Raw genomic sequence first — 22,237 nt, 5'->3', positions numbered from 1 at the left:
AAGGATGGCGCCTTGTGTATCCTTTGGATGTCGTTGAGCTTTTAAGGAGCAAGAAAGTAGCATGACCTACCCCTCCACCGTCTCTAAGGTGGGCATCCGATCGCGTGCCCTGCGTTTCGCACCGCGCCGCTCGGACTGGTCCCGCGCGACGATCGGGCGCGACCTTTCGGCAGGCCTCATGGTGGCCCTCGTCGCACTGCCCCTCGCGCTCGGCTTCGGCGTTGCGTCCGGTGTTGGCGCCGCAGCCGGAATTACGACGGCCATCGTCGCGGGCATCTTGGCCGCGGTCTTCGGTGGTAGCAATGTTCAGGTAAGCGGCCCGACCGGCGCAATGACCGTCGTGTTAATCCCCATCGTGGCCGACCATGGTGCCGATGGGGTGCTCGTCGTTGGCGTGCTGGCGGGACTCATGCTGCTCTTACTGGCATTCACCGGCGCTGGCCGCGCGATGAAGTACATGCCTTTGCCTGTCGTCGAAGGTTTCACAGCCGGTATTGCGGTGATCATCGGCCTCCAACAGCTGCCTGCTGCACTCGGTGTTGACGTCGACGGCGAGAAGGTCCTCGGGTTGGCGTGGGGCGCAATCAAAGCTTGGTTAGATGCCCCGGGATGGCAGGCGCCAGTGATGACCCTCGCGGTGGCGGCCGGAATCGTGGTTGCGGCGCGCGTTCGTAGTGGCTTTCCCGCGGCGCTGGTGTTGGTAGCTGCCGCGACGGCCATCAACATGCTGGCAGACAGTAACCTGAAGACAATCGGCTACATCCCGTCGACGTTGCCTGCTCCGCGCTTGCCGCAGATCCCGTGGGAGCACCTGGATTCCTTGCTGTTGGCAGCGGTCGCCGTCGCAGCTCTCGGTGCGTTGGAATCGTTACTGTCTGCGACGGTTGCCGACGCGATGACTGTCGGCGACCGTCACGATCCCGACCGCGAGCTCTTCGGGCAGGGCGTGGCCAATGTCGTCGCGCCTCTGTTTGGCGGGATTCCCGCGACCGCCGCGATCGCCCGAACTGCTGTCAACGTGCGGGCCGGCGCAGGTACGCGCCTGGCGGCGGTGTTCCATTCGCTGCTTTTGCTCGTCGCAGTGCTCGTCGCGGCCCGGTGGGTGGGCGAGATTCCTCTCGCTGCGCTTGCCGGCGTGCTTATCGCCACTGCGATCCAGATGATCCATCCGCGGAACCTCCGCTCGGTGATGCGCGCCACCAAGGGCGACGGGGTCACCCTGCTTATTACGGCTGCCGCCACCGTCGTGTTCGACCTTGTCGTCGCCGTGCTCATTGGCCTTGTAATAGCGGGCTTCTTCGCGCTGCGCGATACCGCCCGCACGGCGGTGTTAGAGGCCGCTCCACTGGAGACAGGAGACCACCGCGACAAGGAACGCGAACTCCTCGATGAGCACATCGCCGCCTTCCGCTTGGAAGGCCCACTCTTCTTTGGCGCAGCGCACGATTTCCTCCTCGATCTCGCTGATGCTTCGTCGGTCAAGGTTGTCGTGCTCCGCATGCGCTATGTCACGACGATTGACGCCACTGGCGCCCAGATGCTCGCTGACACGATCGGGCGCCTTGAACGTCACGGCACCCGGGTCCTACTCTCAGCCACGAAGCCCGAACATGTTCCGGTGTTGCGCGAACTCGGCGTATTTGACCAGCTTGCGCATGCGAATCACGTCTTTGACGACACACCCGATGCCATCGCCCACGCCAGACTGCATGTCGCGCGCAATCAGCACGACGAGTAGCGCTGTCGAGGAACCAAAACCGCACTACGTCACCATTGACCCATGACGTAGTCTTTGTCCTCCATGTACACCTTGCCAGCGGCCCACGAACCTGAATACACTGTATTCAGAGCAGTGGAAAGGAGAAACAATGAGCACAATGACAGTGCGCATGAGTGAACAGGATGCTGCACTCGTGCGCAAGTTCGCACAATTCGAGGGCGTCACCATCTCCGAATTTGCCCGCACCGCCATCTTGGAAAAAATCGAAGATTCCTACGACCTCCAAGAACTTCGCGAAGCGATTGCACACGACTCAGGCGAACGCTTCAGCATCGACGAAGTGCTCGCTGAACTCGACTAATGCCACCTCAGTCCAGCACCTACCGCGTTGAGTTGACCGCGCGAGCACGCAAGCAACTCAAGAAAATAGACCGCTTCGACGCCAAGATCCTGGCAACATGGATCAAGAACAACCTCGATAGATGTGCCGATCCACGCGCCTTCGGTAAGGGATTGACCGCGAACCGTTCGGGAGAATGGCGCTACCGGGTGGGCTCTTATCGCATCCTCGCCCTTATCCACGATGACATCGTCCTCATCGAGGTTTTCTCGATCGGTCGCAGAGACAAGGTTTACGAGGGCTGAGCCAAACCAACAGGCGTTACTCGTCGAAAAGCAACTCGATCGGCTCTGTATCCCGCAATTCGTGGTCCCAGACGTAGAAGCTGTCATCGCCGGGCAGAAGAACGATCGCGTTGCCTTCCTGGTCCTCTGCGACGACGACAGCGTCCTGCGGGAACCCGTCGGCCTGGGAACGCCACGTTTCGGTTTCCTTGACCACGTGATTCGCCGAGCGCGCGAGACGGCGGCGGTCAGAATCGTCGTACACCGGATAGAGGAACCAGTAGCCCTCGTCGGCGTCGTCAATTTCGCCGCCGTTCTCCAACATCAGGCGCTGCCGCAAGTCGTCTGGGAAGGTGCGGCCCAGTGCTTCCTCAGCAGCGCGGATTCGTGATTCATCAACGGGGAATGCCATGCGAGCAGTCTATGCGAAACCCAGCCCCCCGCTATGCGAGCACCGCAGAACAGCATCGTCACAACCGTCCGGCAACCTCACGCGAGGTCATGTAAGCTGAGCGGCAAATACGGCTTGCCACTGACAAGGGGCACTGGCTTGGAGGACTAGATGGTAAGGACCTTCTCCAGAGAAACCACTCTCGTAGATGACCGGCTGACGCTCGCACTCGCGCCCGGGCTAGAGCCTGATGGACTTAACGCGTCCCCCAGTTTCTTCCATGGATTTGCGACCCACCCGCAGGTGCTCGCACGCGGGCTCGTAACACTCGCAGACATCACCGCCACCCGCTATTACAACTTCACCCCGATGGCGGAGCGTGACCCGATTCTTTCCGCACACGGCGATCGTCTGCGGGCCGAGTGTTTCTCGGGGTGCAACGCCGTCTACGCGTGCTTCGAGGTGATGGGCTCAGGCCTTGACGGCGGTGACATCGGGCGCGGCACGACCAACGTCGACATCGGCCCCGCGTCTAGGGTGATGCTATCCAATCTGCCGCGCCACGAACTTCTGCATCTCGACGTCGGCGCAGAGGGTCTGCGGGCGGCGACGCTGACGACGTCCACGGTTGAGCGTCCTGTGACAATGCCGTTACGCTGGGTGCCTGCACTAGGCAACGCGGCGCAGACGCAGCAAGGCTTCGTCGAGGCGTTCCGAGTGCCGGCCTCGGGTGCACGCCGATTCCTTGCCGGATTACCGCCGGCGAGTGCGTCCGGGCATTCAGCCTGGCTGTCCTCATCCCGTGGCGCGATAAAGGTCAGTGCGGTGGCGACGCCGGGAGCGGTGCTGGTCAGCGGTCTGCAGCGGCTGAGCGCGCTAAAACGGCTGTTGCCGCACACGCAAGGGCTCGTCGTCCACGGCCCCGCCGACGAGCACACCGTTGGAGCAATGATCACGCTGCTGCTTCCGGACGCTCGGCTCACCCTCGGGCTGACTGATAAAGAATGGCGCGGGTACTCCGGCGAAGGCTCACTACTGGCCTCACTGGCAGAACCGAACGTCATGGAAGACGCCGACCTGGTGAGCGCCATGTTGGCTTTTGAGCCGATCATTGACGTACACCGCCTTGCCAAGGACACCGCGCTTCCCGAGTCTCGAGTGAAAGCCGCTCTGGCAGTACTCGCAGCCTCTGGCCGCGTGGGGTGGGATGTCAACGACCAAGCCTATTTCCACCGCGAACTACCTGACACGCCCGAACGGGTGGAAAAAGACAATCCACGGTTAACCGCAGCACAGAAGCTCGTGTCCGCCGGCGCCGTGCGAAGCGCCGGTTCGGATGCCTGGACCGTCACATCGGGTGACGCTGAATATGGCGTGCGGCTCGGCCCCGATGCTGATGTTCCCGAGAAGGGCGCCACCTGCAGTTGCACCTGGTATCTCTCACATGCTGGCGACCGTGGGCCGTGCAAGCACGTTCTCGCCGTCATGCTGATGCAATCGACCAGCCCCACCGAACGACAAGGACTCTAATGACAGTGAATCCGAGGCTGCATGAGGCCGTTGAAATCTTCCGCGAATTAGGTTGGGACAAGGCTGATGTCGCCGATGCGCCAACGCTGCCGCTCGGCACGAAAGAACAACAGAAGGTGGCCTTAGCCGGTCTGAGAACCGGCGACTGGGGCGAGTACGGGAAGGTCGGGCCGGACACTTACGGCTGGATCAGCGCGGTGGACGTCGATGAAACCATGCTGGCGCTGTTTGAGTTGCGGCTCGGTGTAATCCCGCACAGGGCATTGTGGCTGCTGCAGCATGCCGACGATGTTGTTTTGGCCAGGTGTGTCGCCCAACGCGGCGAGGCTTACGCCGCCGAGTTCATTGATGAAGTGTGCCTGCCGCTCCTGAGGGCGTCTGAGCACTCCCTGTCCGCCCATGGGGCGGCGGCCGTCCGGTTGGTGTGCGACCTCGGGCTAGCTGTCCCGGAAAAAATCGACTACCTCAAAGACTGGGCAGTGGTGGCGCTTGCGGCGCTTACCGGTGACGTCGCCGAAATCCCATGGCCTGAAAAACATGCGCTCCCGACCTTTGAAGAACTGCGCCCTTCATTTGACGAGCACTGGCGGGCAGCACTGCATTCAGGTGTACCCATGACGGGGCCTTTGGGCAAGCTTCTTTCCGCTGCGGTCAAAGCAGGGCTAATCGAGCGCAGCGCGGGGATGGAGCAGCTCTTTGCGTCTTTGGATGCGGCGGTGCGTCCTGGTGATCGTAAAGCACTCACGTCGTTGATCGTGAACGACATCGCGGTGACCGACGATGAACTGGTCGCCCGCACCGACGCGCTAATCCCCGTCCTCAGTCACGGCGAAGGGCCGATCGTCGAGAGCTTCGGCCCTCGACTGATCGCGAACGTAGCCGACGACCTGGTGGGAGAAGTGGCTCTGGCTTGCCTGTACGTGAAGACACAGAAGGCAGTGCGACAAGTGTTGACTGCTTTGAAGCAGCGCGACTTTCCGGGGCAGGCGAGTGCAGAACTGCTATACGACAGACTGAGTGAACTTGCCCAGTCCCGCGACAAAGCCACGGCGAAGCTGGCCGAGGCGGTGCTGGCGAATTGGAACGTGACCCCCGCGGTCGCAAGCGAAGAGCCCGAGGTCACCGGGCTGTGGCAGCCAACTCCACAGCTGTGGAACGTCCCACGATTTGAAGTGGATGAGGTCACCCCGGAGGCGTTGACCGAAGCGCTTCGAGTGTTGACATCTCGCGGTGACATTGCTGTGCTCGACTTGGACGCAGAACGATTCCTGGCGCTGGCGGTCGCACTGGCTAACCACAGCCTGGACGACACCCGAAGGGCGCTCAGTGGGATCTCGTCGGTGCTCTGGGCACAGGTCGTCCGTAACTGGTTGGCGGGGGACCCGGCGCGTCCCCGTTGGCAAGCGGGAAGTTTCTTGTGGTACATGCGTATTGAAAGCACGTTTGACCACCTCGGGCAGATCCCCTGTCTGTTATCGCAACCATCGCGGGTTGATCTGAGTGTCGAGTTCGACGATCTGGTTGCGTCCTTGGAAAAGTACGCGGCCGCGGGCGTCCCGGTGCTGCAGGCTGACCTGGTTATGGCGCTGGCTCGCCTCGACGTGACGAAGGCGGACGCTAAAGCCAGCCTGCCCGAGGTTCCGGTGAAGCTGGCAAACGGCAGGCTGCTACTTCGAAACACAGCCCAAGTGATCATGTCCTACCTGAAGAGACCATTCGTCGATATGGAGGCGCCTTTTGCCTTGTCAGACCGCAATGGCAACTTGGCCTGGCCCAAGTCGTTGGTTGGGTTGGACTGCAATATGATCGTCAATAACCGGAAGAACTGCTTCGGGGTATTCCCCAACTGGGGTGATGCCCTGAATATCGACCTTGATCGACGATTCTACCCGGACTATGCATCGGTCATGGCTCGGCAGTTAGCTCGCAGCGCCAAGCCGCTTGGGCCGGGCGGGGCGGTGAATTTGCTGGCCGTTCAACGTCACGGACGCCCGCAGTATGCCACCGAGTCAGCGTTAGCGCTACAAGAAGCCTGGGAGCGCGGGCTTTTAGTGCCCGGCGTTGCTGACATCGACTACCTCGACTGGGATGCTCAGCTGAGCAACATCGCATCATTTGTTGAGTCGTTGCGCGACGCAGCGGATCGCGGCATGTTGTCGGTTGTCTGGCCGGTGTTGGACGACGTGCTCGTCGCCTCTCTCAAAGCCCCGCGGATGTTGGCAGGCACCGCCGAGGCAGCTCAGGCGATGCAAGACTATGTTGGCGAGGTGCTGGCTGCGGTCACCTCGGGTGTTGCACCGGCGTCAGCGTTGGAGGTGCCGGGAGTACGCGCGCTCGCGGCTCGGAAAGGGTCTTCAAAGGCGGTTGACGCGGCCAGGGGTGTCGTCAAGCAACTGCCCGATCGGCAGGTGGAACCTCCGCAGCCTGCTACGCCTGCGCTCGACGTAGCGCTGTTCGAACGGATCTGGCCGGCAGCGGCCGGGACCAAGCCGAACATCCCGGATGGGGCGACGTATTCGCTGCGCGAGGCAGGTTCGAACACAAAGCAGCCCCACCTGCAACTCGACATGGTTGTTCCCAGCTACCCGGCGTCCGTATTCGAGATTAAAAGCCCGACCAGAGAGTTCCTTGAAATCAGGAATTTGGGGCAGGCTATTTCCAAGCGCGTGAGCCAGGCCGAGCCGGAAGGCAAGGAAAGCTGGCTCTATTGGGACGGCGACGCCCTGGTTGCAGACGATTCCAGAAACCGGAGCGAGGCTACACCTGAGCTTTCCGACGCGCTTATTGCGGTATTGATCGCTTACACAGGGGTTCGCGCCGACAACGTCCACCAGAAGCGGGAATGGGCAGCGGAACGGCTACAAGAATTGGCCGAAAAAGAGGCCTACGGCTCCGCAGCAGTAAAAGCCGCCACGATCGGATTGCTGCCATACCACGAGGTGTGGAGCCCGGCGCGGGTGGTGCACACCCTGGAGAAGCAACCTGAGTTGCTGCCATACCTGTGGCCAACGTTGAGCGAACCCCTGCGGTTTGCCGGGAACCTGGACACGATACCGAAGTGGGTGAACCGAGTCCTCGACGTTGTGACGTTGCACGCCGAGATCCTGCTCGAAGCCACCCGCCGCGGCTACATACCGGCTGACGCGTGGGACGGCCTCGACGCGCTGGCAGCGAAGAAAGGTTCGTCTGCAGCACTGAAGAAAGCCCGAGTGCTGGCCAAGTCCTTCGAGACAGTCACGTCCCTGGGGTGACTGGAAACGTCCTTTCAGCACCACCGCTCCCGAGAACCCCGATACTTCCGTTTTGGTTGATGCCGTCGAAGACGCCCACACCCGCGCACTTGCCACAGGCGTCAACATCGCGCCTGCGCTAATGGCCGTGAGCTGAGACCAAGGTGCAATCATTCAAAATAGTTGAAGGGATACCTCTCACTCAGTTGCGGATCGATGCTGTTCAGAAGGTCCGAAACTTCCTGCTCGTGGTCATCGATCTCCTGCCCCTCGGCAAGCTTCTCCTCCAGCTCCGACAACAGGAACCCCATCCTGAGAAAACCAGTGAAATCTATCTTCAAATCGAGGAAGCTCTCTGGCCCTCCGTATTCCCCCTGGTCGTGGTCGAAGAAGAACACTGTCTTGCGCCGTGCACTCAAGAACCACTCATCGCCCTGCCCCGACTGCCCGATAAGCCACAGATCTTCGGGCAAGCCGTCGCCACGTGCTCGCCGATTCCACTCGAGGACCTTCTGATAGCCATACAGAACAATGTCCGGCGTGATACTTACCCCGTCATATCGATGAATGAACTCGGTGTACGTTGCATCGATGTCAGGGATCTTGCCTTTGTTTTTGATGGCGGGATCAAGCTGCTCAAGAGAACTGAAAACCTCGTTGGTCTCAATCAACCTCATAATTTTCCCCTACTCATCCGTGACTGGAGACTGGTCGACGAAAACCACCTCGACGAGCTGAACCTCAGTGAGTTCGCAGTTCCAAAGTTGGACGGCATCGTCGCCCGCCAGCATAACAAGGGCGGTGCCGGACAGAGCTTCCTCGGAGGCGCGGATGCGATTGCCATCGGCAAGGAAGGCCATGCCGGCAGAAAAACCCGAGCCGTCCAATTCCTCCTTCCATCCGAGCCATGCACACCACCTGTCACTCATGCCAACCGGCTCCCCCCACACGAAAAGGGCGGCCCCGGCGAACTCCGGGGCCGCCCTCAAGCGGCCATTCAGCCGATCAACCAGAGGCTGAACGACGCACTCGGCTACACGTTGAACTTGAACTCCACCACGTTCCGTAGCTGAATAACTTCTTGACTGGCACTCCTCCAGCTGGAAGCGTGAAGGCATGAACATCGAACGCATCGTCCCCAACCTCACGGTGGCAGATCTCCGCAGAAGCGTCGACGAACACGCTGCGGTCCTCGGTCTCGAGGTGGTGATGGATCACGGCTGGATCGTCACACTCGCCGATTCCAGAGGCTGTCAGCTGAATCTCCTCACGAGAGATGCCACAGCCCGCGAGAATCCCGATGTCTCAATCTTCGTCGATGATGTCGAAGCCGCCTACTGTCGCGCTGTCGAGGCAGGTCGCGAGATCGTGCACCCTCTCACGACCGAAGAGTAGGGCGTTACGCGCTTCTTCTACCGCGACGGATCAGGCAACGTCATCAACGTCGGCATGCATTCTCGGTGAGCGCCCCAGAAGCAGGGCGGTGATGGACCGCTAGCCGTGCACCATCTCTTTGCTCGGCCGCTGAGGCACACCGATCGGCACCGCGAGCTTGTTCTGCGTGATGCTGAACCCCTCGATGGAGTCCTCCATGAGGACCTCCCCCGGGTGCACTGGCGGAAGCTTGTTAGTGGTAGTCAACGATTTCACCCTCCTCTGGCTCCGTGATGGTGTAGTCACGCTGAATATGCGCTGTTGCCTGACCCCACTCGCTCGCTTTAACGGACCTACCCCCATAACGCTAAGCATCAAGTTTGAACTCCATAGCTTGGCCATTGCTCAACGAGATGAGCCGAATTCTTCTCCCGCGCCGGAGTCTAGTACTCTGAACGTGTTGCGCGCGGTGCATGCTGACGCGTGACGAGGAGGCGTGGCAGAGCGGCCGAATGCACTGGTCTTGAAAACCAGCGTGGGGAAACTCACCGCGGGTTCAAATCCCGCCGCCTCCGCCAATTTTTTTTGGTGATTACACCAAAATCTTGCGTAAATTTAGCAGTGGCACTGGGCTATTCTAGTCCCATGGCCAACCGGCAAATATTCCTCCGCCCAGAGTACAGCCACCCAAGCTCGCTGTGGCCGTCTAAAGAACTCATAGTTTCTGGGGCTAATAGAATCGGATTCTATCTTCCTGAAGACTTAGGAATTGAGTCCGATCTGGGACGCGAAATCCTTGAGTGGACGGAGGAGTTTCAGCAGAATTTCCTCGAGATACCCGATAGCTTTCGCCAGCGTCCGCGTTGGAAGGACCAATTCGATAGATTTCGATGGTACGACGCGGGATGGCGTATTACTCACCAATTAAGGGAGCTTTTTCCATCGGTACAGATTGTTCCCCAGTTCGCTCAATTCGTTTTCTCCGTTAATGAGCGAAGAGAAAATGCAGGGAAGAAGCCCTTATGCCTCCCCGGAGAACAACTCACAGGGTTTGTATGCATTAGGGATGTGAGGAATGGCGATTAAGGGAAGTTATCGCTCTACGGCGTCAGGCATTGTCTCCGTTGTTCATCGCTGCAGTCACCCAGCTCAGAACGCATCCCACTAGTAGGAACCCGCTGATTTGCAGGTGGGTGGCCCAGTTTCCGCCGCCGCCAGGCAAAGCGAGAAAAATTGAAAATGCAACTGCGGCAAGGCAGTGGATGGTCAACCGGCTATGTGCGCCTAGACGTCGTTGTGGCCAGGCTTTCCCGATGGCCCAGCTCACTGCTGTGAGAATGGCGTAAAAGGTGATTCCCGCTAAGGCTCCTGGAACAAGGTAGAGCATGGGTTTACCTCCTCTGAAGGGGCGGAATGACTGGCCGGTTTGAGCTTCTTTACTCCATCCGGGCGAGGGGTAACGGCCAAATCTTCGATTGCGGCAAGTAGTCGCCTTTGTGTCGGCCTGTCGAGCTTGCGTAGCTCCTTGGCTGCGGATGCCTTATAGGTGATGCGATAAGTGGAGTTAGCCATAGAAGGCGATTAGGTGAGGCCCAGTTCTTTTTTAAGGTCTTCGTGTGAAATCTCTACGGACTCTCCTCGGGCAAGTTCAGCGGCCTGAACATCTTCACGATCTTCCAGTGCTTCGACTGCGCGGGCGAAAAATGAAGGAGAGACGACAAAAGCGCGAATCCGGCTTCCACGACTAGTGATGGCGATGGGTGTGTGCTGTGCCTCTTCAAGAATTTGGCTTTGGGATTGGCGGAATTGGCTGGATGCCACTGACATCGTTTTCATACTGCAAATGTACATCTTGTACATTTCGGTGGGCAAGGGTCGCGGGATATCGGGTTGCTGTTTATCCGATCCGCCCCGCCAGGATGCGAGATAGCGCCTCCGCTGCGGTGGCGGTGACCACCACGCTGGCAAGCGGCGAGAGGTCCGTGGGCTGCGGGGTGACTTCCACGATGGGGATGCCGCGCGCGTGGGCAATCTGCGGCAGGCCGGCGGCAGGGTAGACCACGCCGGAGGTTCCAACGATGAGCAGCGCGTCCGCGGTGGACATGCGGCGCTCGGCCTCGGCCCATTCGTCGTCGGGCAGGGCCTCGCCGAACCACACCACGCCCGGGCGCACGAGCCCGCCGCACACGGGGCATTCGGGTGGGGTGATGCTCTCGACCGGTTCGCTCGGCAGTGCAATGTCCTCGTCATACGGCGTATCGCAGTCGGTGCAGCGGAATGCGAACAAGGAGCCATGCAGGTGAACCACGTCTTGGCTTCCGGCGCGCTCGTGCAGGTTATCGATGTTTTGCGTGGTCACCGTCATGCCGCGTGCGGCAGCAATTGCGCGGTGCCCGGCGTTGGGCGCGGCCCGCTGCGCCAGCTGGGCGCGCCACAGGTACCAGGCGAACATGGGCTTAGGATCATTGCGCCATGCGCTTATCGACGCCATCGCCACCGGATCCACGTTCTCCCAAATGCCCGTCTGCGCATCGCGGTACGTGGCGATGCCGCTATCCGCGCTCATGCCCGCGCCGGTGAACACCTCGACGTGGGTGGCATCAGAAAGAATCGAGTGTGCGCGCTCAAACAGGTGCTCCATATGCCTAGAGTACGGCGATGAGCACGCAGAATGCTATGGATGCAGTGAGGGCGATGCCCATGCGCCACAGGTAGCGCCGGCCCGGTTCGTGCGCGGTGTTGATCTGCAGCTTCGATGGATTCGTGGGGAAGACTGCCATGCACATGGGGTCTGTGGGCTCGTTATAGAAGCCCATACCACCGGCAAAGCGGAGTGCTGTGTTGCGAACCTGTTCATCATGGTCGGTGGGAATGGATTGCACGGCCTTCGCAGATGTCAGCGTCAATCGGACGCCCTGAATCATGATGAACACGGTGAAGGCTATCCACGCGGCCACGAGGAGAAAGCCCGAGAAGGGGATATCCGGAATGACGGTGCAGACCGCAGTGAGGCACACGCAGGCCGTCATGGTGAGGACTGTCTGGGCAATGAACGTGGAGGTCTTTCCAGTGAGCAGCTCCGCGCGCTGTGCCGTGGCCTCGGAGAACGGAAGAGTTGACTCTGCCGGAACATCCATTGTTTTTCGAGCCAGCGAGATCGGCGGCACGCACAGCGGCAGCGCAATGGCGAACACAACGCCGATCCACACCAGGACCGTTGCGTTGAGGAAAGATTTGGGCTCGAAGCGGTCCGGGTTGCCCGAGCCATCGAAGTGGACCGGGATGGGATCAGGCACCGAATCCCAGCGCAGCAGCATGTACACCAGCGTGAGAGCACACACCACAGCGGTAGCGACGTAATACTGGCGGCTTCTCATGCCAGTGAGTTTACAAGGCGACCGGCCGAGGACCTCTGCGAAAGGCGTCTGGCAAAAGGCATCAACCAGAAGGCGTTTTTGGCTCTGAAAACGCCTTCTGGTTGATGCCTTTTACAAGATGCCATGTGAGCAGAGGAGACTGAGCAAGAGTGCGGGCTATGTGTCGTTGTGATCTTGCCAGGCGTCGATGCCGCCGCGCAGCGAGTAGACGTTGCTGAAGCCGTGGGTGCGGAATGGGTCTTCATTGGTAATGAGCTTAAAGGGCGACCGGCTGATTCTTTCCACGCTACGTGGTCTGGGTGAGCAGGTAGAGTCGAGCCCAAGCTGACCAAGAACCGGAAAGGACAGTAGCCGGCAATGGAACCTTATGTTGGAATTGTCGTGATGGAGCTTGCTAAGAAGTCCAGTTCATCTGCCCAAAGCTTCTTCCGCGAGGACTTTTATATTGTGTATGCGGAGTCGGAAGAGAAGGCCCGAGAGCGCGTTGAAGCGATGGCGAACGAGCAGGCCGATGGAGAGGATGTGAAGGTACGGCACATCGTGGATGTCGCGCCAGCCCTCTATGGTTATGTAGACCGCGATTGCGATCTTTACTCGCGGCACTTTGCGAACCTAGAGGACTACGAGCGTTTCGAGATGAAGCTCGGCGGAACCGACCCGTTGGCTGATTAATCGTAGACTTCGCGAAGAAACCTGCTGACTCTCTTCTGCATTGGCCTGGCTAGCTTTCGGAAGGCTTTCGCACCGCGCGGCGTGAAGTTAATTCTCCACGCCACGTTCGGCCTCTAGGTCATCGAGAGAAATGGTCTCTAGCTCGCCTCGGCGTCGGCTTCGGCCGAGAGTTCGGAGATGTGCTCTTGCCAGGCGTCGATGCCGCCGCGCAGCGAGTAGACGTTGCTGAAACCGCGGGCGCGCAGGGTCTCGACGGCCTGGGCGGAGCGCAGGCCGCTGGCGCAGTAGAGGACGGCGAGGTCGGCGGGGTCTAGTGGCGGGTTGTGGCCGGCGAGGATCTCATCGAGCGGGAGATGCTGCGAGCCGGGGATGAGGGAGGCGGCGCGCTCGGGGGCGGTGCGGACGTCGATAAGCGTGGCGTCCTCTGGGATGTCGCGGATGTCGGTGGGGTTGTCGGGGCGCGCCGGGGTGGCGCCGTTTGCGCGCACGGGGATGTACTCCCAGGTCCCGGCGAGGGAATCGTAGTAGCCCAGCGTGCCGATGAGCGGGGTGCCGATTCCCGTGAGGAGCTTGAGCGCTTCGACGGCCAGGGCGGAGCCGGCGACGCCGACGACCGGTCCCATCACACCAGCCTGCGAACAGGAGGGCACCTGCGGGTCGGTGGGGAAGAGGTCTTCGTAGACCGGGCCGTGGCCGGAGTGGAAGACGGTGAGCTGCGCGTCGTAGCCCAGAAGCGAGGCCCATACGTGCGGAATGCCCAGTTCATGGGCGGCCCAGGAGGCTAGGTGGCGGGAGTAGAAGTTATCGGTTCCGTCGATGATGAGGTCAGCGCCGCGCAGTTGCTCCAAGGCGGTATCGGGTGTCAGGCGCGAGAACTCCTCGACGGTGCACTCCGGGTTGAGGGCGTTCAAGGCCGAAGCGGCGGATTCGGTCTTGGGCTGGCCTACGGTTGCTGTGCTGTGGATGACTTGGCGGTGCAGGTTGGAGAGGGAGACGGTGTCGTCGTCGAAAAGCAGGATGCGTCCCACGCCTGCGCCTGCGAGATAGAGAAGGGCAGGCGATCCCAGGCCGCCGGCGCCGATGACGGCGACGGCGGAAGCGCGAAGTCGTTCCTGTGTAGAGGTTCCCCACAGGGCTTCCTGGCGTGCGTAGCGTGAACTCATTCCAGGCCTACCCACGTGGTGGTGTCATCGGTGTGCAGCTGTTCCTTCCAGATGGGGACTTCCGCCTTGACGCGGTCGGCGCAGGTCGACGCTGCTTCGAAGGCATCCTTGCGATGCGCGGAGGCGGCGGCGACGATGAAGGCGGACTCGCCGATCTCTAGTGCTCCAGTCCGGTGCGCGCACCAGAGGCGGACGGCAGGGAAGGCGGCGGCGACCTCGCCGGCGACACGCTCGATCTCCTGCTGGGCTGAGGGGTGCGCGGTGTAGGTGAGGAGTTTGACGCCGCGGCCGGAGTCGTGGTTGCGTACGATGCCGTCGAATAAAACGACGGCACCCGTTTCCGCGGTGGCGATGTCGGGGGCTGTGATGGTCTCAGCACTGATGTGCGCGCCGAGTAGGCCGAAGTTAGTGCTCATTGATGCCTTCCAGCTGGTTGATGATGTGGTTAAGAACTGGTTCGAGGACCGCGCAGCCGTCCTTGGCCGCACCCGTGGAGCCGGGCAGGGCCATGGCGAAAGTGGACCCGGTGACTCCGGCAACCGTGCGGGAGAGTGCCGCGGTGGGGATGGCCGCTGAGTGCGCATAGAAGGCGTGGGCTAGGCCGGGCAGTTCGCGCTCCACGTGCGGGGTGAGTGCTTCGACGGTGCGGTCATCCGGCGTGATGCCGGTGCCGCCGGAGGTGAGGATTACGGAGGGCGCATCGGCGAAGGCAGTGGCGAGGGCTGAGTCGATATCGGCGTCCGCGACGACGAGGGGCTGCGGGGTATCGAAACCTTGCTCACGAAGGAAGTTCACCAGGATGGGTCCGGAGCGGTCCTCGTACTCACCGGCGGCGGCGCGGGTCGAGGCAACGATGACGAGTGCGCGGCGGGTCATGAGAGCGGGAACACCTCCACGAGGTCGCCGGCTGAAAGCTGCGTGTTAGCCGGGATACGGATGAGGGCAGTAGCGCCGATGGCTTGGGACATCAGGTGGGAGCCGGTGCCGCCGAGGAAGGAGGCTTCGGCGGTGCCATCGGAAATGTTGATAGTTCCACGGCGGAACTGTTCACGGTTGTTGAGGCCTTCGGCGGGCTCAGTAAGGTGTGCTCTAAATGGAGCGGGAGCGCGGCCGATAACGGGTGCCAAGTAGAGGCGAAAACTTACTAGCGTGGAGATCGGGTTGCCGGGGAAGCAGACAACGGGAACCTCCCCCAAACGCGACAGGCCCTGCGGGCCGCCGGGCTGCTGCGCCACGTGGCCGAACCAGCCGTCCTCTTCGAAGATCTGGCGGATGACCTCAAGCTTTCCGTGGGAGATGCCGCCGGAGGTGACGATGACATCGGGGCGGTGGGTGATGACCGCTTCGGTGAGGTCCGCGCGCAGGGCAGAAGGATCGTCATTCGTGCGCACGAAGCCGGCTACGTCGATGCCATACTGCGCAGCCAAGGCCGCGAGCATCGGTGCATTGGAATCGGGGATGGTGGCCTCGCCCGTGCCACCGATTTCCGCGCCGCCGGTGCAGATGAGGATGCGGGCGGGCGCGTATGTGAGGACCTCGGCCAGGCCCTGGGAGGCGAGGGTGGCGATGGAGGGGGCGTCGAGAAGCGCGTGCTCGTTGATGAGGGTCGTGCCGGCCTGGACATCGGAGCCGGCACGGCGGATGAACTGCTCGGGGGCTGCCGGCACGGTGACCGTGGCGCCCTCCTCGGGGAAGTGCGGGGGCTCGCAGTGCTCGACGGGGACGATGGTAGCGGTGCCTTCGGGGATTTTGGCGCCGGTCATGATGGGAAGGGCGGTGCCTTCGGTGAGGTCCACCGGAGGATCACCCGCCGCAATGGTGCGGCCGACGGTGAAGGCGCCGCCGTGTGTAGTCGGAAGAGCATAGCCATCCATCTGCGAATTATCGAAAGGTGGAAGGTTGTGTTCCGCGCGGTACGTGGCGGCGGCACGGCGTCCGAAGGCGCTGCTCAGGGGAGTGGAGACCGCGCGGGGTTGCGGAAGGGCCGCGCGGACGGCGGCAAGGTGTTCCTCATAGGTGCGCATCGGGTTCCTTCCTGTCACGGAGGCTGGCATAGTGGCAACCATGGTTGACATACACTACTTTGCCGCAGCCCGCGCCGCCGCAGGGCGCGCGCAGGACACAGCGCAGGCGGCGACACTGGGGGAGTTGCTGGAAGTACTGCGTCAGCGCCACACCGGCAGCACCGAGGCCGGTATGAGCTTTGCAGAGGTGCTGGAGCGCTGCACCTTCCTGGTGGATGGCGCGAGCGCTACCGAGGGTGCCGTGCTTGGTCGCGCTTCCCGCGTCGACGTCCTCCCACCCTTCGCTGGTGGTTAGTTTCGGCTGCGCAGCGGGCTGGTGAAGAAGTTCACCACGCCGGAGACAATCGCGAGCACAATCGCGCCGATGATGGCAGCACCCCAGCCGTCGATGACGAGTGAGTCCATCAGCGCGCTGACGAGGAGCAGGACCGCGCCGTTAATGACGAGCGCGAACAGTCCCAGTGTCAGGCAGGTCAGCGGGGCGCCGAGGAAGCGAAGCACCGGGGTGACGACCTCGTTGACGATGATGAAGACCGCCGCGATGAACAGGAAATTCTGGGTACTAGCAGGAACGATGTCGATTCCGGGGACAATCGCCACCACGGCCCAGAAGGCCACCGCGACGGCAATGACGTTGAGTGCAAAATTGATAAATGTCTTCACAACTGCACTCTAGCGCGGAAACTACTCCTCTGCAGCGAAGGCAGCGTCCCACGCCTTAAGCAGGACGTCGGTTTCCTCCGCCGTGGTGACGGAAATGCGCACGCCCTCGGGGAAGGCGCGGACCAGGACGTCATTCTCCGCGAGTTTTGCGGCGACGTCCTGCGGGGAGCCCAGCTTCGCGATGCTGTCGGCGGCAAACCAGATGTGGTTGGCCTGGGACTCCGGAACCCCAAAGTCCGCGAAGTGCGTGACCAGGCGGTCGCGCTGCTCAACGGTCTCATCGGTGCGCTCGCGTAGCTCGTTCTGGGCGGCCAACGAGGCCACCGCACCCGCCTGCGCTACCGAGTTCACGGAGAAAGGAATGGCCACCTTGCTTAAGGCCTCGATGATCTCGGCGTTGCCGAAGGCATAGCCCAAACGGACACCGGCCAGGCCATAGGCCTTGGAGAAGGTGCGCAGGCCAATGACGTTGTTGTGGGTGTGGACATAGTCGGTGGCCAGCGGGACGGCGTCGTTGCGGTTGTACTCGATGTAGGCCTCATCGAGCGCCACGATGACGTCCTTCGGGACCTTGGCCAAGAAGGCGTCGAACTCTTCCTTGGTGATGATGGAGCCGGTGGGGTTATTCGGGTTGCACACGAAGATCAGGCGGGTCTTGTCCGTGATGGCAGCCGCCATGGCTTCCAAGTCCACGCGGTGATCCGCGGTGAGCGGAACCTTGACCGGGCTAGCGCCCACGACCTGCGCGAAGATGGGATAAGCCTCGAAGGAGCGCCAGGGGAAGACAATCTCATCACCGGGCACCGAGGTGATCTGCACCAGCTGCTGGCAAATCGCGGAGGAACCAGCGCCGGTGGTGACCTGCTCAGGGCTAACACCGAGGTTTTCGGCGAGTGCCTTGCGGATTTCCACCGCGCCCATATCCGGGTAGCGGTTGACGTGCGCGGCAGCAGTCTCCATGGCCTTCAGCGCGCCGGGCAGCGGCTCCTGAGTTGCCTCATTGGAGGAGAGCTTCAAGGCGTGCTCGGCATTCTTGCCGGGGACGTAGGCGGGCAGGGAGGAAAGGTCTGGTCGAATCATGTTCTCTACCTTAGGCGTTGCGGGGGCCGCGAGGGCCGAAGTCGAATTCTGCAGTTTGCGGGCCGAAGGCCTGGAGGCCCTTCGGTGCGTCGAAAGCATCGAGGCGCACCTCGAGGAAGGCACCGCGCTCCGGGTGGGCGGCGATGTCCTTCAGGGCCTTCGCCAGCTCGCCTTCGGTGGAGGCCACGTAGGACTCCATCGTGGTGTCCTTCATGAACACCTTCGGCAGCGCCGTGTAATCCCACATTTGGATCTCGTTGTATTCGCGTTCCATGCCCAAGATGTAGCGCTCGATGGTGTAGCCATCGTTGTTGACCAGCACGATGATGGGCTTGAGGTCCTGGCGCAGGATGGTGGACAGCTCCTGTGCGGTGAGCTGGAAGGAGCCATCACCGATGAAGAGGACGTGGCGGCGCTCGGGGTTGGCCAGCTGCGAACCGAGCACGCACGGCAGGGTAAAGCCGATGGAACCCCAGATGGTGGAGTTGATGTACTGCACGCCCTCGGGCATGCGCTGCTGGCCCAAACCGATATTGGAGGTGCCGGCTTCGGCGATGACCACGTCATCTTCCTGGATGAAGCCGAGCATCTGCGGCCAGATGCGTTCCTGGGTTAGCGGGGCATCCGGGTTGGGCTCGAAGGCCTCGGGCTGGAATTCCTTGGTTGTGGTTGCCTCCGCTTCCGGGATGCGGTCCAGGAGGACGTCGAGAAGCTCCAGCGTATTGATGCCGACGAAGAACTCGCCGTCGGCGTTGAGGTGCTGGTCGCCGAAGTTGTAGACGCGGGCGTCGGCCAGGTTGTGGGTGAAGGAACCGGAGTTGACCTCGATGAAGCGCGGGTTCGTGGTGACCAGGAAGTCAGAGTTTTCGATGCGCTCCTGGACGCCCGGGGCAGAGGCCGCGCCGTTATAGGTGCCGATGAAGAGCGGGTGGCGCTCAGACAAGATGGCCTTGCCGGAGGAGAGCTGGGAGTAGGGCAGCTGGGCCTTGTCGATGATGGCGCGGAACTTCTCCGTGAAACCGTGGCGGTTGGTGTCCTGGTCGATGAGGATGATCGGGTCCTTGGCCTTCGCGAGGTGCTCCAGCACGTAGTCCGCAGCGGCGTTCAGGCGCTCCGGATCGGAGGTTGCGAGCTCGGTGGAGAAAGGTTCGTCGGGAACCTCGATGGTCAGGTGCGTGATATCGGACGGGATCTGGATATGCACCGGGCGCTTTTCGCGCAGGCAGGTGTGCAGGGCGCGGTCGAATTCCTCGACCACGTTCATGGGGGACACGCGCGTGGCCACCTCGGTGAAGGGCGCGAAGGAATCGAGCATGTTGGCAAAGTCGCCGTCGGCAAGCGAGTGGTGCAGGTTCCAGCGGAACTCAGTCGCATACTGCGGCGGCGCGCCTGCCAGCGACACCAGTGGGACGTGCTCGGCACGGGCACCCGCAATGCCGTTGAGTGCGGAAAGCTCGCCCACGCCATAGGTGGTGAGCAGGCAGCCTACGCCGCGTTGGCGGGCGTAGCCATCGGCAGCATAGGCGGCGTTGAGCTCGTTGCAGGCGCCGACGAAGCGGATGCCCTCGGATGCCTCAATCTGCTCGAGGAAGCTCAGGTTGAAGTCACCGGGCACGCCGATGATTTCAGTAATGCCGATGGCCTTGAGGCGGTCCAGGATGAAATCACCAATGGTGGTCTGCATGAGAGGGTCCTTTCTAGTTGTTTCGGGCGTCGTGGCGCTTCTTGCCCAGCCAGATGAGGGCCAAGGTCACAATCCAACAGGGTAGGACAATGGCGCCGGTGCGGTAGTCGGGCAGCGTAAACATTAAGGCGACTATGAGGGCGAAGAAGCCCAAGCACAGGTAGTTAGCGATGGGGTAGAGGGGCGCGCGGAAGGCGGCGTTCGGGCAGCGCTTGCGGAAGTTCAGGTGTGCTATGGCAATGGCGGACCAGGAGATGAGCTCCGCGCCGACGATGATGGCGAGGAGAACAATCAGGATCTTGCCCTCGAAGAGGAAATTAAGCAGCACGGCAGAACCCATGAGCAGGGAGTTGAAGAGCAAGGCGCGAACCGGCACGCCCTTGGCGCTGACGGAGTTGAAGAAGGGCGGGGCTTGGCCGCCGCGGGAAAGATCCCGCAGCATGCGCGCGCCGGAGAAGGTCATGGTGTTGAACACGGAGACGGCGGCGACGAGCACGATGAGGTTGAGGCCCGTGGCGGCGGCCGTAATGCCTAGGGTGCTCAGCGCGCGTACGAAGGGGGAGGTAGAGGTATCGAGCTCATTCCACGGGGCGAGCAGCACGATGATGCTGATGCCGCCGACGTAGAAAATGAGGATGCGCCAGATCACGTTGTTGATGGCCTTGGGCAGGCTCTTGGCGGGATCTTGGGCCTCGCCCGCGGCAGTACCAATGGAGATGATGCCGCCGAAGGAGAAAATCACCGCGACGAGGGAGAAGAGCACACCGGCGGCACCGTTGGGGAAGAAGCCTCCGTGCTCGGTGATATTGCTCAAGCCGAGGGCGGGCTCCGGGGTAAGGCCGAAGACGATGGCCGCGCCGACGACGATCATGAGGATGAGTGCGACGACCTTGATGAGGGAGAACCAGAACTCCGCCTCGGCAAAGGCCCCGACGTGCACCAGGTTGATGGCGGTGACGATGACGAGCGCGACGAGGGCGGTGAGCCAGTGCGGGATGCCAGGGAACCAGAAGTCCATGATGGTGCCCGCGGCGGTGAGCTCCACCATGCCGACGACGATGGTGGTGAACCACCAGTTCCAGCCGGTGACAAAGCCGGCGATGGGCCCGATGTATTCGCGGGCGTAGGCGCTGAAGGAGCCGGCGACGGGGTGCTCCACGGCCATCTCACCGAGCATGCGCATGATGAGGAAGATGATGAAGCCGCCGATGGCGTAGGCGGCGATAACGCCGGGACCGGCCTCCTGGATGGAGGCACCGGAGCCCAAGAAGAGGCCCGTGCCGATGCACGAGCCGAAGGCGATCATTTGCAGGTGGCGCGATTTCATGCCGCGCTGCAGGCCATCGTCTGTGCTGGCGTTGTCGCTGGCGACAACGTCCTGCGCCCGGACGGAATTGTTGGTTGTGGTCATGTAGACGCCCTTCATGAACGTATATGTGTGACGTGGGTCATTTAGCTGTAGGAGATTATTGCGCAGCACAGTTTTGTTTGTCACTAGACAATATTCGGAAGTATCTTTGACATATGTCAAAAGTGACACCCCCGCAGCTGACGAGCATCCAGGATATCGTCGACGAATGCGCCCAGATCTTGCAGCGCTCCGTTGAGGTGACTACCCCCGCCATTGCGGTGATTGCGGCTAGTGCGCAAATCGGTGCCATCGATAAGAACCGCGCGGCCTCCATCCTTAATCGCACCCCGCCCCCGGAGCCCATCCCGTGGATGCTCAGCTTCGGAATCCAAGAGGCTGTGCTGCCCGTGCGCCTGCCCGCTAACCCGCGCTATGACATGCTGCCCCGTGTAGTCATTCCCTTGCGTCACGAGGACAGGCTGGTGGGTTATCTGTGGATTATTGATGAGCCCGCGCTGGGCGACGCCCCCTTGGCCCGCCTGGACTCTTTGCTTGCGCCCCTTGCCAGGCTTATCGACGAACGCGATGCTCCCCTCGCCGCCCGCGCCCAACAGCTCGGGGAGCTGGCCCGCGAGGTGCTCACCGGTGATCCGGCCGCGCTGGCGGGTGCCCGGGAGCGCGATCTCCTGCCCTCCGATGGCGAGCTGACCGTGCATCGCGTGCTGGTGGAAGGCGATCAGCGTGCGGTGGCCGTGGAACTTGCCCGCCCGTTGGTGCGCCGGCCCTTTTTGGTCGCGGACTCTCATGATTCCCTCGTGCTCATTGAGTGCCGCCGCGATGACAAGGACACCGAGGCTCTCATGGAGGAGCTGCAGAGTGCCGCGCTTGTCACCGGCGCTGAGGTGGTGGCGAGCGGCTCGGCGCCGACGGCCCCGCAGGCGCGACTCATGGCGGACGTGGCCAAACTCTGTGGCCAGGATTCGCTGCGCTGGGAGGAGGCGGGCGCGTGGCGGCTGCTGCGCGGGTGGGAGCTGACCCCAGCGACGGTGGTGGAGATGAGCCCGGATGCCGCCGTGCTTCTCGACGACCCCCGCAACTCCTACTGGCACACCCTGCTGACCTATTTTGAGCATTCCCGCAACGTCTCCGCGACCGCTGCTGCGCTCTACATCCACCGTGCCACGCTGCACTACCGCTTGGACCGCGTCCGCGAGATTCTCGGGCCTGGCGTGCTGGATGATGGCTGGCGCTGCGCGGCTCTCTACGTGGCTCTCAAGCTGCATGCGGCGCTTCAGGGAAAGAATAGGGAAGCCCCATTTTGTCCCTAGGGGAAGCGCTCAGGTAGAGTGATGGA

General features: G+C 61.8%; 23 protein-coding genes, 1 tRNA gene and 1 pseudogene. 10 read left to right on the top strand and 15 right to left on the bottom strand.

Translation table 11 applies throughout. The features are described 5' to 3' along the window. Positions 1-61 precede the first annotated feature (61 nt). The 3 genes from HMPREF2993_RS11560 to HMPREF2993_RS11550 all read left to right on the top strand — a co-directional run bounded on the left by HMPREF2993_RS11560 (position 62) and on the right by HMPREF2993_RS11550 (position 2,365). The gene (locus tag HMPREF2993_RS11560; RefSeq protein WP_070702494.1) at positions 62-1,738 is read left to right on the top strand and encodes a SulP family inorganic anion transporter; all 1,677 of its coding nucleotides are present in this window, start codon (positions 62-64) and stop codon (positions 1,736-1,738) included. A gap of 130 nt (positions 1,739-1,868) precedes the next feature. Then, complete coding sequence (gene relB / locus HMPREF2993_RS11555; protein WP_052204876.1) at positions 1,869-2,081, top strand: type II toxin-antitoxin system RelB family antitoxin; 213 nt, start codon at positions 1,869-1,871, stop codon at positions 2,079-2,081. Continuing rightward, positions 2,081-2,365 (top strand): type II toxin-antitoxin system RelE family toxin, encoded by a 285-nt coding sequence (locus HMPREF2993_RS11550; RefSeq protein ID WP_070702492.1) that lies wholly within the window; start codon positions 2,081-2,083, stop codon positions 2,363-2,365. Before relB ends, HMPREF2993_RS11550 begins: the two co-directional genes overlap by 1 nt. 16 nt (positions 2,366-2,381) lie before the next feature. On the opposite strand, the gene HMPREF2993_RS11545 is transcribed toward HMPREF2993_RS11550, so the two are convergent. Next, the gene (locus HMPREF2993_RS11545) at positions 2,382-2,756 is read right to left on the bottom strand and encodes an SMI1/KNR4 family protein (RefSeq protein ID WP_070702490.1); all 375 of its coding nucleotides are present in this window, start codon (positions 2,754-2,756) and stop codon (positions 2,382-2,384) included. Between the two features lie 150 nt (positions 2,757-2,906). On the opposite strand from HMPREF2993_RS11545, the gene HMPREF2993_RS11540 reads away from it, so the two are divergent. Both HMPREF2993_RS11540 and HMPREF2993_RS11535 read left to right on the top strand, forming a co-directional pair. Continuing rightward, a complete protein-coding gene (locus tag HMPREF2993_RS11540) occupies positions 2,907-4,265 on the top strand; it encodes an SWIM zinc finger family protein (protein ID WP_070702488.1) in 1,359 nt (452 codons plus the stop codon). Then, on the top strand, positions 4,265-7,516 hold the full coding sequence (locus tag HMPREF2993_RS11535) for a hypothetical protein (protein ID WP_070702486.1): 3,252 nt from the start codon (positions 4,265-4,267) through the stop codon (positions 7,514-7,516). The genes HMPREF2993_RS11540 and HMPREF2993_RS11535 overlap by 1 nt, the downstream gene beginning before the upstream one ends. A 149-nt stretch (positions 7,517-7,665) precedes the next feature. Here the strand turns inward: HMPREF2993_RS11535 and HMPREF2993_RS11530 are convergent, their stop codons facing one another. After that, positions 7,666-8,172: an SMI1/KNR4 family protein gene (locus tag HMPREF2993_RS11530; protein ID WP_049156784.1), complete on the bottom strand. Its 507-nt coding sequence runs from the start codon at positions 8,170-8,172 to the stop codon at positions 7,666-7,668. Between the two features lie 9 nt (positions 8,173-8,181). After that, entirely contained in the window at positions 8,182-8,424 is a 243-nt protein-coding gene (locus HMPREF2993_RS13525) for a hypothetical protein (RefSeq protein ID WP_141756288.1), read from the bottom strand. 187 nt (positions 8,425-8,611) lie between these two features. Between HMPREF2993_RS13525 and HMPREF2993_RS11525 the strand changes: the two genes are divergently transcribed. Then, positions 8,612-8,890 (top strand): VOC family protein, encoded by a 279-nt coding sequence (locus tag HMPREF2993_RS11525; protein WP_308409928.1) that lies wholly within the window; start codon positions 8,612-8,614, stop codon positions 8,888-8,890. 102 nt (positions 8,891-8,992) lie between these two features. Here HMPREF2993_RS11525 and HMPREF2993_RS11520 read toward each other — a convergent pair. Then, positions 8,993-9,088, bottom strand: a pseudogene (locus HMPREF2993_RS11520) (addiction module antidote protein, HigA family); the annotation flags it as partial. A 271-nt stretch (positions 9,089-9,359) separates the two neighbouring features. Between HMPREF2993_RS11520 and HMPREF2993_RS11515 the strand changes: the two are divergent. Continuing rightward, a tRNA-Ser gene (locus tag HMPREF2993_RS11515) sits at positions 9,360-9,447 on the top strand. Positions 9,448-10,450: 1,003 nt separating this feature from the next. On the opposite strand, the gene HMPREF2993_RS13255 is transcribed toward HMPREF2993_RS11515, so the two are convergent. The 3 genes from HMPREF2993_RS13255 to HMPREF2993_RS11495 all read right to left on the bottom strand — a co-directional run bounded on the left by HMPREF2993_RS13255 (position 10,451) and on the right by HMPREF2993_RS11495 (position 12,246). Continuing rightward, positions 10,451-10,705, bottom strand: a complete 255-nt coding sequence (locus HMPREF2993_RS13255; RefSeq protein ID WP_371325913.1) for a type II toxin-antitoxin system Phd/YefM family antitoxin — start codon at positions 10,703-10,705, stop codon at positions 10,451-10,453. 61 nt (positions 10,706-10,766) lie between these two features. After that, entirely contained in the window at positions 10,767-11,510 is a 744-nt protein-coding gene (locus HMPREF2993_RS11500; protein WP_070702482.1) for an NAD-dependent deacylase, read from the bottom strand. 4 nt (positions 11,511-11,514) lie between these two features. Continuing rightward, on the bottom strand, positions 11,515-12,246 hold the full coding sequence (locus HMPREF2993_RS11495) for a DUF1648 domain-containing protein (RefSeq protein WP_070702480.1): 732 nt from the start codon (positions 12,244-12,246) through the stop codon (positions 11,515-11,517). A gap of 357 nt (positions 12,247-12,603) precedes the next feature. Between HMPREF2993_RS11495 and HMPREF2993_RS11490 the strand changes: the two genes are divergently transcribed. Then, positions 12,604-12,918: a DUF4288 domain-containing protein gene (locus HMPREF2993_RS11490; protein ID WP_010188343.1), complete on the top strand. Its 315-nt coding sequence runs from the start codon at positions 12,604-12,606 to the stop codon at positions 12,916-12,918. A 137-nt stretch (positions 12,919-13,055) separates the two neighbouring features. On the opposite strand, the gene HMPREF2993_RS11485 is transcribed toward HMPREF2993_RS11490, so the two are convergent. From HMPREF2993_RS11485 to HMPREF2993_RS11470, 4 genes are read right to left on the bottom strand one after another with little or no spacing between them, the layout of a single operon-like run. Continuing rightward, the gene (locus HMPREF2993_RS11485; RefSeq protein WP_070533421.1) at positions 13,056-14,081 is read right to left on the bottom strand and encodes a ThiF family adenylyltransferase; all 1,026 of its coding nucleotides are present in this window, start codon (positions 14,079-14,081) and stop codon (positions 13,056-13,058) included. Further along, positions 14,078-14,497, bottom strand: a complete 420-nt coding sequence (locus HMPREF2993_RS11480; RefSeq protein WP_070702477.1) for a molybdenum cofactor biosynthesis protein MoaE — start codon at positions 14,495-14,497, stop codon at positions 14,078-14,080. Before HMPREF2993_RS11480 ends, HMPREF2993_RS11485 begins: the two co-directional genes overlap by 4 nt. Next, positions 14,487-14,957, bottom strand: a complete 471-nt coding sequence (locus HMPREF2993_RS11475; RefSeq protein ID WP_070702475.1) for a MogA/MoaB family molybdenum cofactor biosynthesis protein — start codon at positions 14,955-14,957, stop codon at positions 14,487-14,489. Before HMPREF2993_RS11475 ends, HMPREF2993_RS11480 begins: the two co-directional genes overlap by 11 nt. Further along, positions 14,954-16,105, bottom strand: coding sequence for a molybdopterin molybdotransferase MoeA (locus tag HMPREF2993_RS11470; RefSeq protein WP_070702474.1), 1,152 nt, complete (start codon positions 16,103-16,105; stop codon positions 14,954-14,956). Before HMPREF2993_RS11470 ends, HMPREF2993_RS11475 begins: the two co-directional genes overlap by 4 nt. Before the next feature lie 40 nt (positions 16,106-16,145). Between HMPREF2993_RS11470 and HMPREF2993_RS11465 the strand changes: the two genes are divergently transcribed. Beyond that, a complete protein-coding gene (locus HMPREF2993_RS11465; protein WP_070702546.1) occupies positions 16,146-16,400 on the top strand; it encodes a MoaD/ThiS family protein in 255 nt (84 codons plus the stop codon). On the opposite strand, the gene HMPREF2993_RS11460 is transcribed toward HMPREF2993_RS11465, so the two are convergent. From HMPREF2993_RS11460 to HMPREF2993_RS11445, 4 genes are read right to left on the bottom strand one after another with little or no spacing between them, the layout of a single operon-like run. After that, positions 16,397-16,768, bottom strand: a complete 372-nt coding sequence (locus HMPREF2993_RS11460; protein WP_070702473.1) for a phage holin family protein — start codon at positions 16,766-16,768, stop codon at positions 16,397-16,399. The two genes, HMPREF2993_RS11465 and HMPREF2993_RS11460, sit on opposite strands and share 4 nt — an antisense overlap. Positions 16,769-16,789: 21 nt before the next feature. After that, complete coding sequence (gene hisC / locus HMPREF2993_RS11455; protein WP_070702472.1) at positions 16,790-17,848, bottom strand: histidinol-phosphate transaminase; 1,059 nt, start codon at positions 17,846-17,848, stop codon at positions 16,790-16,792. A gap of 10 nt (positions 17,849-17,858) precedes the next feature. Next, entirely contained in the window at positions 17,859-19,532 is a 1,674-nt protein-coding gene (locus HMPREF2993_RS11450) for an alpha-keto acid decarboxylase family protein (RefSeq protein WP_070702471.1), read from the bottom strand. Positions 19,533-19,545: 13 nt separating this feature from the next. Then, a complete protein-coding gene (locus HMPREF2993_RS11445; protein WP_083318732.1) occupies positions 19,546-20,943 on the bottom strand; it encodes an amino acid permease in 1,398 nt (465 codons plus the stop codon). A 113-nt stretch (positions 20,944-21,056) separates the two neighbouring features. On the opposite strand from HMPREF2993_RS11445, the gene HMPREF2993_RS11440 reads away from it, so the two are divergent. Continuing rightward, positions 21,057-22,211, top strand: coding sequence for a PucR family transcriptional regulator (locus HMPREF2993_RS11440; RefSeq protein ID WP_070702467.1), 1,155 nt, complete (start codon positions 21,057-21,059; stop codon positions 22,209-22,211). Positions 22,212-22,237: the final 26 nt, after the last annotated feature.

The organism is Corynebacterium sp. HMSC068G04, from assembly GCF_001814885.1.
GTDB classification, from domain to species: Bacteria; Actinomycetota; Actinomycetes; order Mycobacteriales; family Mycobacteriaceae; genus Corynebacterium; species Corynebacterium hiratae.
This window is presented reverse-complemented; position numbering and strand designations above follow the sequence as displayed.

Coding starts and splice junctions, on each gene's coding strand:
- HMPREF2993_RS11560 (WP_070702494.1), top strand. CDS start 62: ATGACCTACCCCTCCACCGTCTCTAAGGTGGGCATCCGATCGCGTGCC.
- relB (WP_052204876.1), top strand. CDS start 1,869: ATGAGCACAATGACAGTGCGCATGAGTGAACAGGATGCTGCACTCGTG.
- HMPREF2993_RS11550 (WP_070702492.1), top strand. CDS start 2,081: ATGCCACCTCAGTCCAGCACCTACCGCGTTGAGTTGACCGCGCGAGCA.
- HMPREF2993_RS11545 (WP_070702490.1), bottom strand. CDS start 2,756: ATGGCATTCCCCGTTGATGAATCACGAATCCGCGCTGCTGAGGAAGCA.
- HMPREF2993_RS11540 (WP_070702488.1), top strand. CDS start 2,907: ATGGTAAGGACCTTCTCCAGAGAAACCACTCTCGTAGATGACCGGCTG.
- HMPREF2993_RS11535 (WP_070702486.1), top strand. CDS start 4,265: ATGACAGTGAATCCGAGGCTGCATGAGGCCGTTGAAATCTTCCGCGAA.
- HMPREF2993_RS11530 (WP_049156784.1), bottom strand. CDS start 8,172: ATGAGGTTGATTGAGACCAACGAGGTTTTCAGTTCTCTTGAGCAGCTT.
- HMPREF2993_RS13525 (WP_141756288.1), bottom strand. CDS start 8,424: ATGAGTGACAGGTGGTGTGCATGGCTCGGATGGAAGGAGGAATTGGAC.
- HMPREF2993_RS11525 (WP_308409928.1), top strand. CDS start 8,612: ATGAACATCGAACGCATCGTCCCCAACCTCACGGTGGCAGATCTCCGC.
- HMPREF2993_RS13255 (WP_371325913.1), bottom strand. CDS start 10,705: ATGAAAACGATGTCAGTGGCATCCAGCCAATTCCGCCAATCCCAAAGC.
- HMPREF2993_RS11500 (WP_070702482.1), bottom strand. CDS start 11,510: ATGGAGCACCTGTTTGAGCGCGCACACTCGATTCTTTCTGATGCCACC.
- HMPREF2993_RS11495 (WP_070702480.1), bottom strand. CDS start 12,246: ATGAGAAGCCGCCAGTATTACGTCGCTACCGCTGTGGTGTGTGCTCTC.
- HMPREF2993_RS11490 (WP_010188343.1), top strand. CDS start 12,604: ATGGAACCTTATGTTGGAATTGTCGTGATGGAGCTTGCTAAGAAGTCC.
- HMPREF2993_RS11485 (WP_070533421.1), bottom strand. CDS start 14,081: ATGAGTTCACGCTACGCACGCCAGGAAGCCCTGTGGGGAACCTCTACA.
- HMPREF2993_RS11480 (WP_070702477.1), bottom strand. CDS start 14,497: ATGAGCACTAACTTCGGCCTACTCGGCGCGCACATCAGTGCTGAGACC.
- HMPREF2993_RS11475 (WP_070702475.1), bottom strand. CDS start 14,957: ATGACCCGCCGCGCACTCGTCATCGTTGCCTCGACCCGCGCCGCCGCC.
- HMPREF2993_RS11470 (WP_070702474.1), bottom strand. CDS start 16,105: ATGCGCACCTATGAGGAACACCTTGCCGCCGTCCGCGCGGCCCTTCCG.
- HMPREF2993_RS11465 (WP_070702546.1), top strand. CDS start 16,146: ATGGTTGACATACACTACTTTGCCGCAGCCCGCGCCGCCGCAGGGCGC.
- hisC (WP_070702472.1), bottom strand. CDS start 17,848: ATGATTCGACCAGACCTTTCCTCCCTGCCCGCCTACGTCCCCGGCAAG.
- HMPREF2993_RS11450 (WP_070702471.1), bottom strand. CDS start 19,532: ATGCAGACCACCATTGGTGATTTCATCCTGGACCGCCTCAAGGCCATC.
- HMPREF2993_RS11445 (WP_083318732.1), bottom strand. CDS start 20,943: ATGACCACAACCAACAATTCCGTCCGGGCGCAGGACGTTGTCGCCAGC.
- HMPREF2993_RS11440 (WP_070702467.1), top strand. CDS start 21,057: ATGTCAAAAGTGACACCCCCGCAGCTGACGAGCATCCAGGATATCGTC.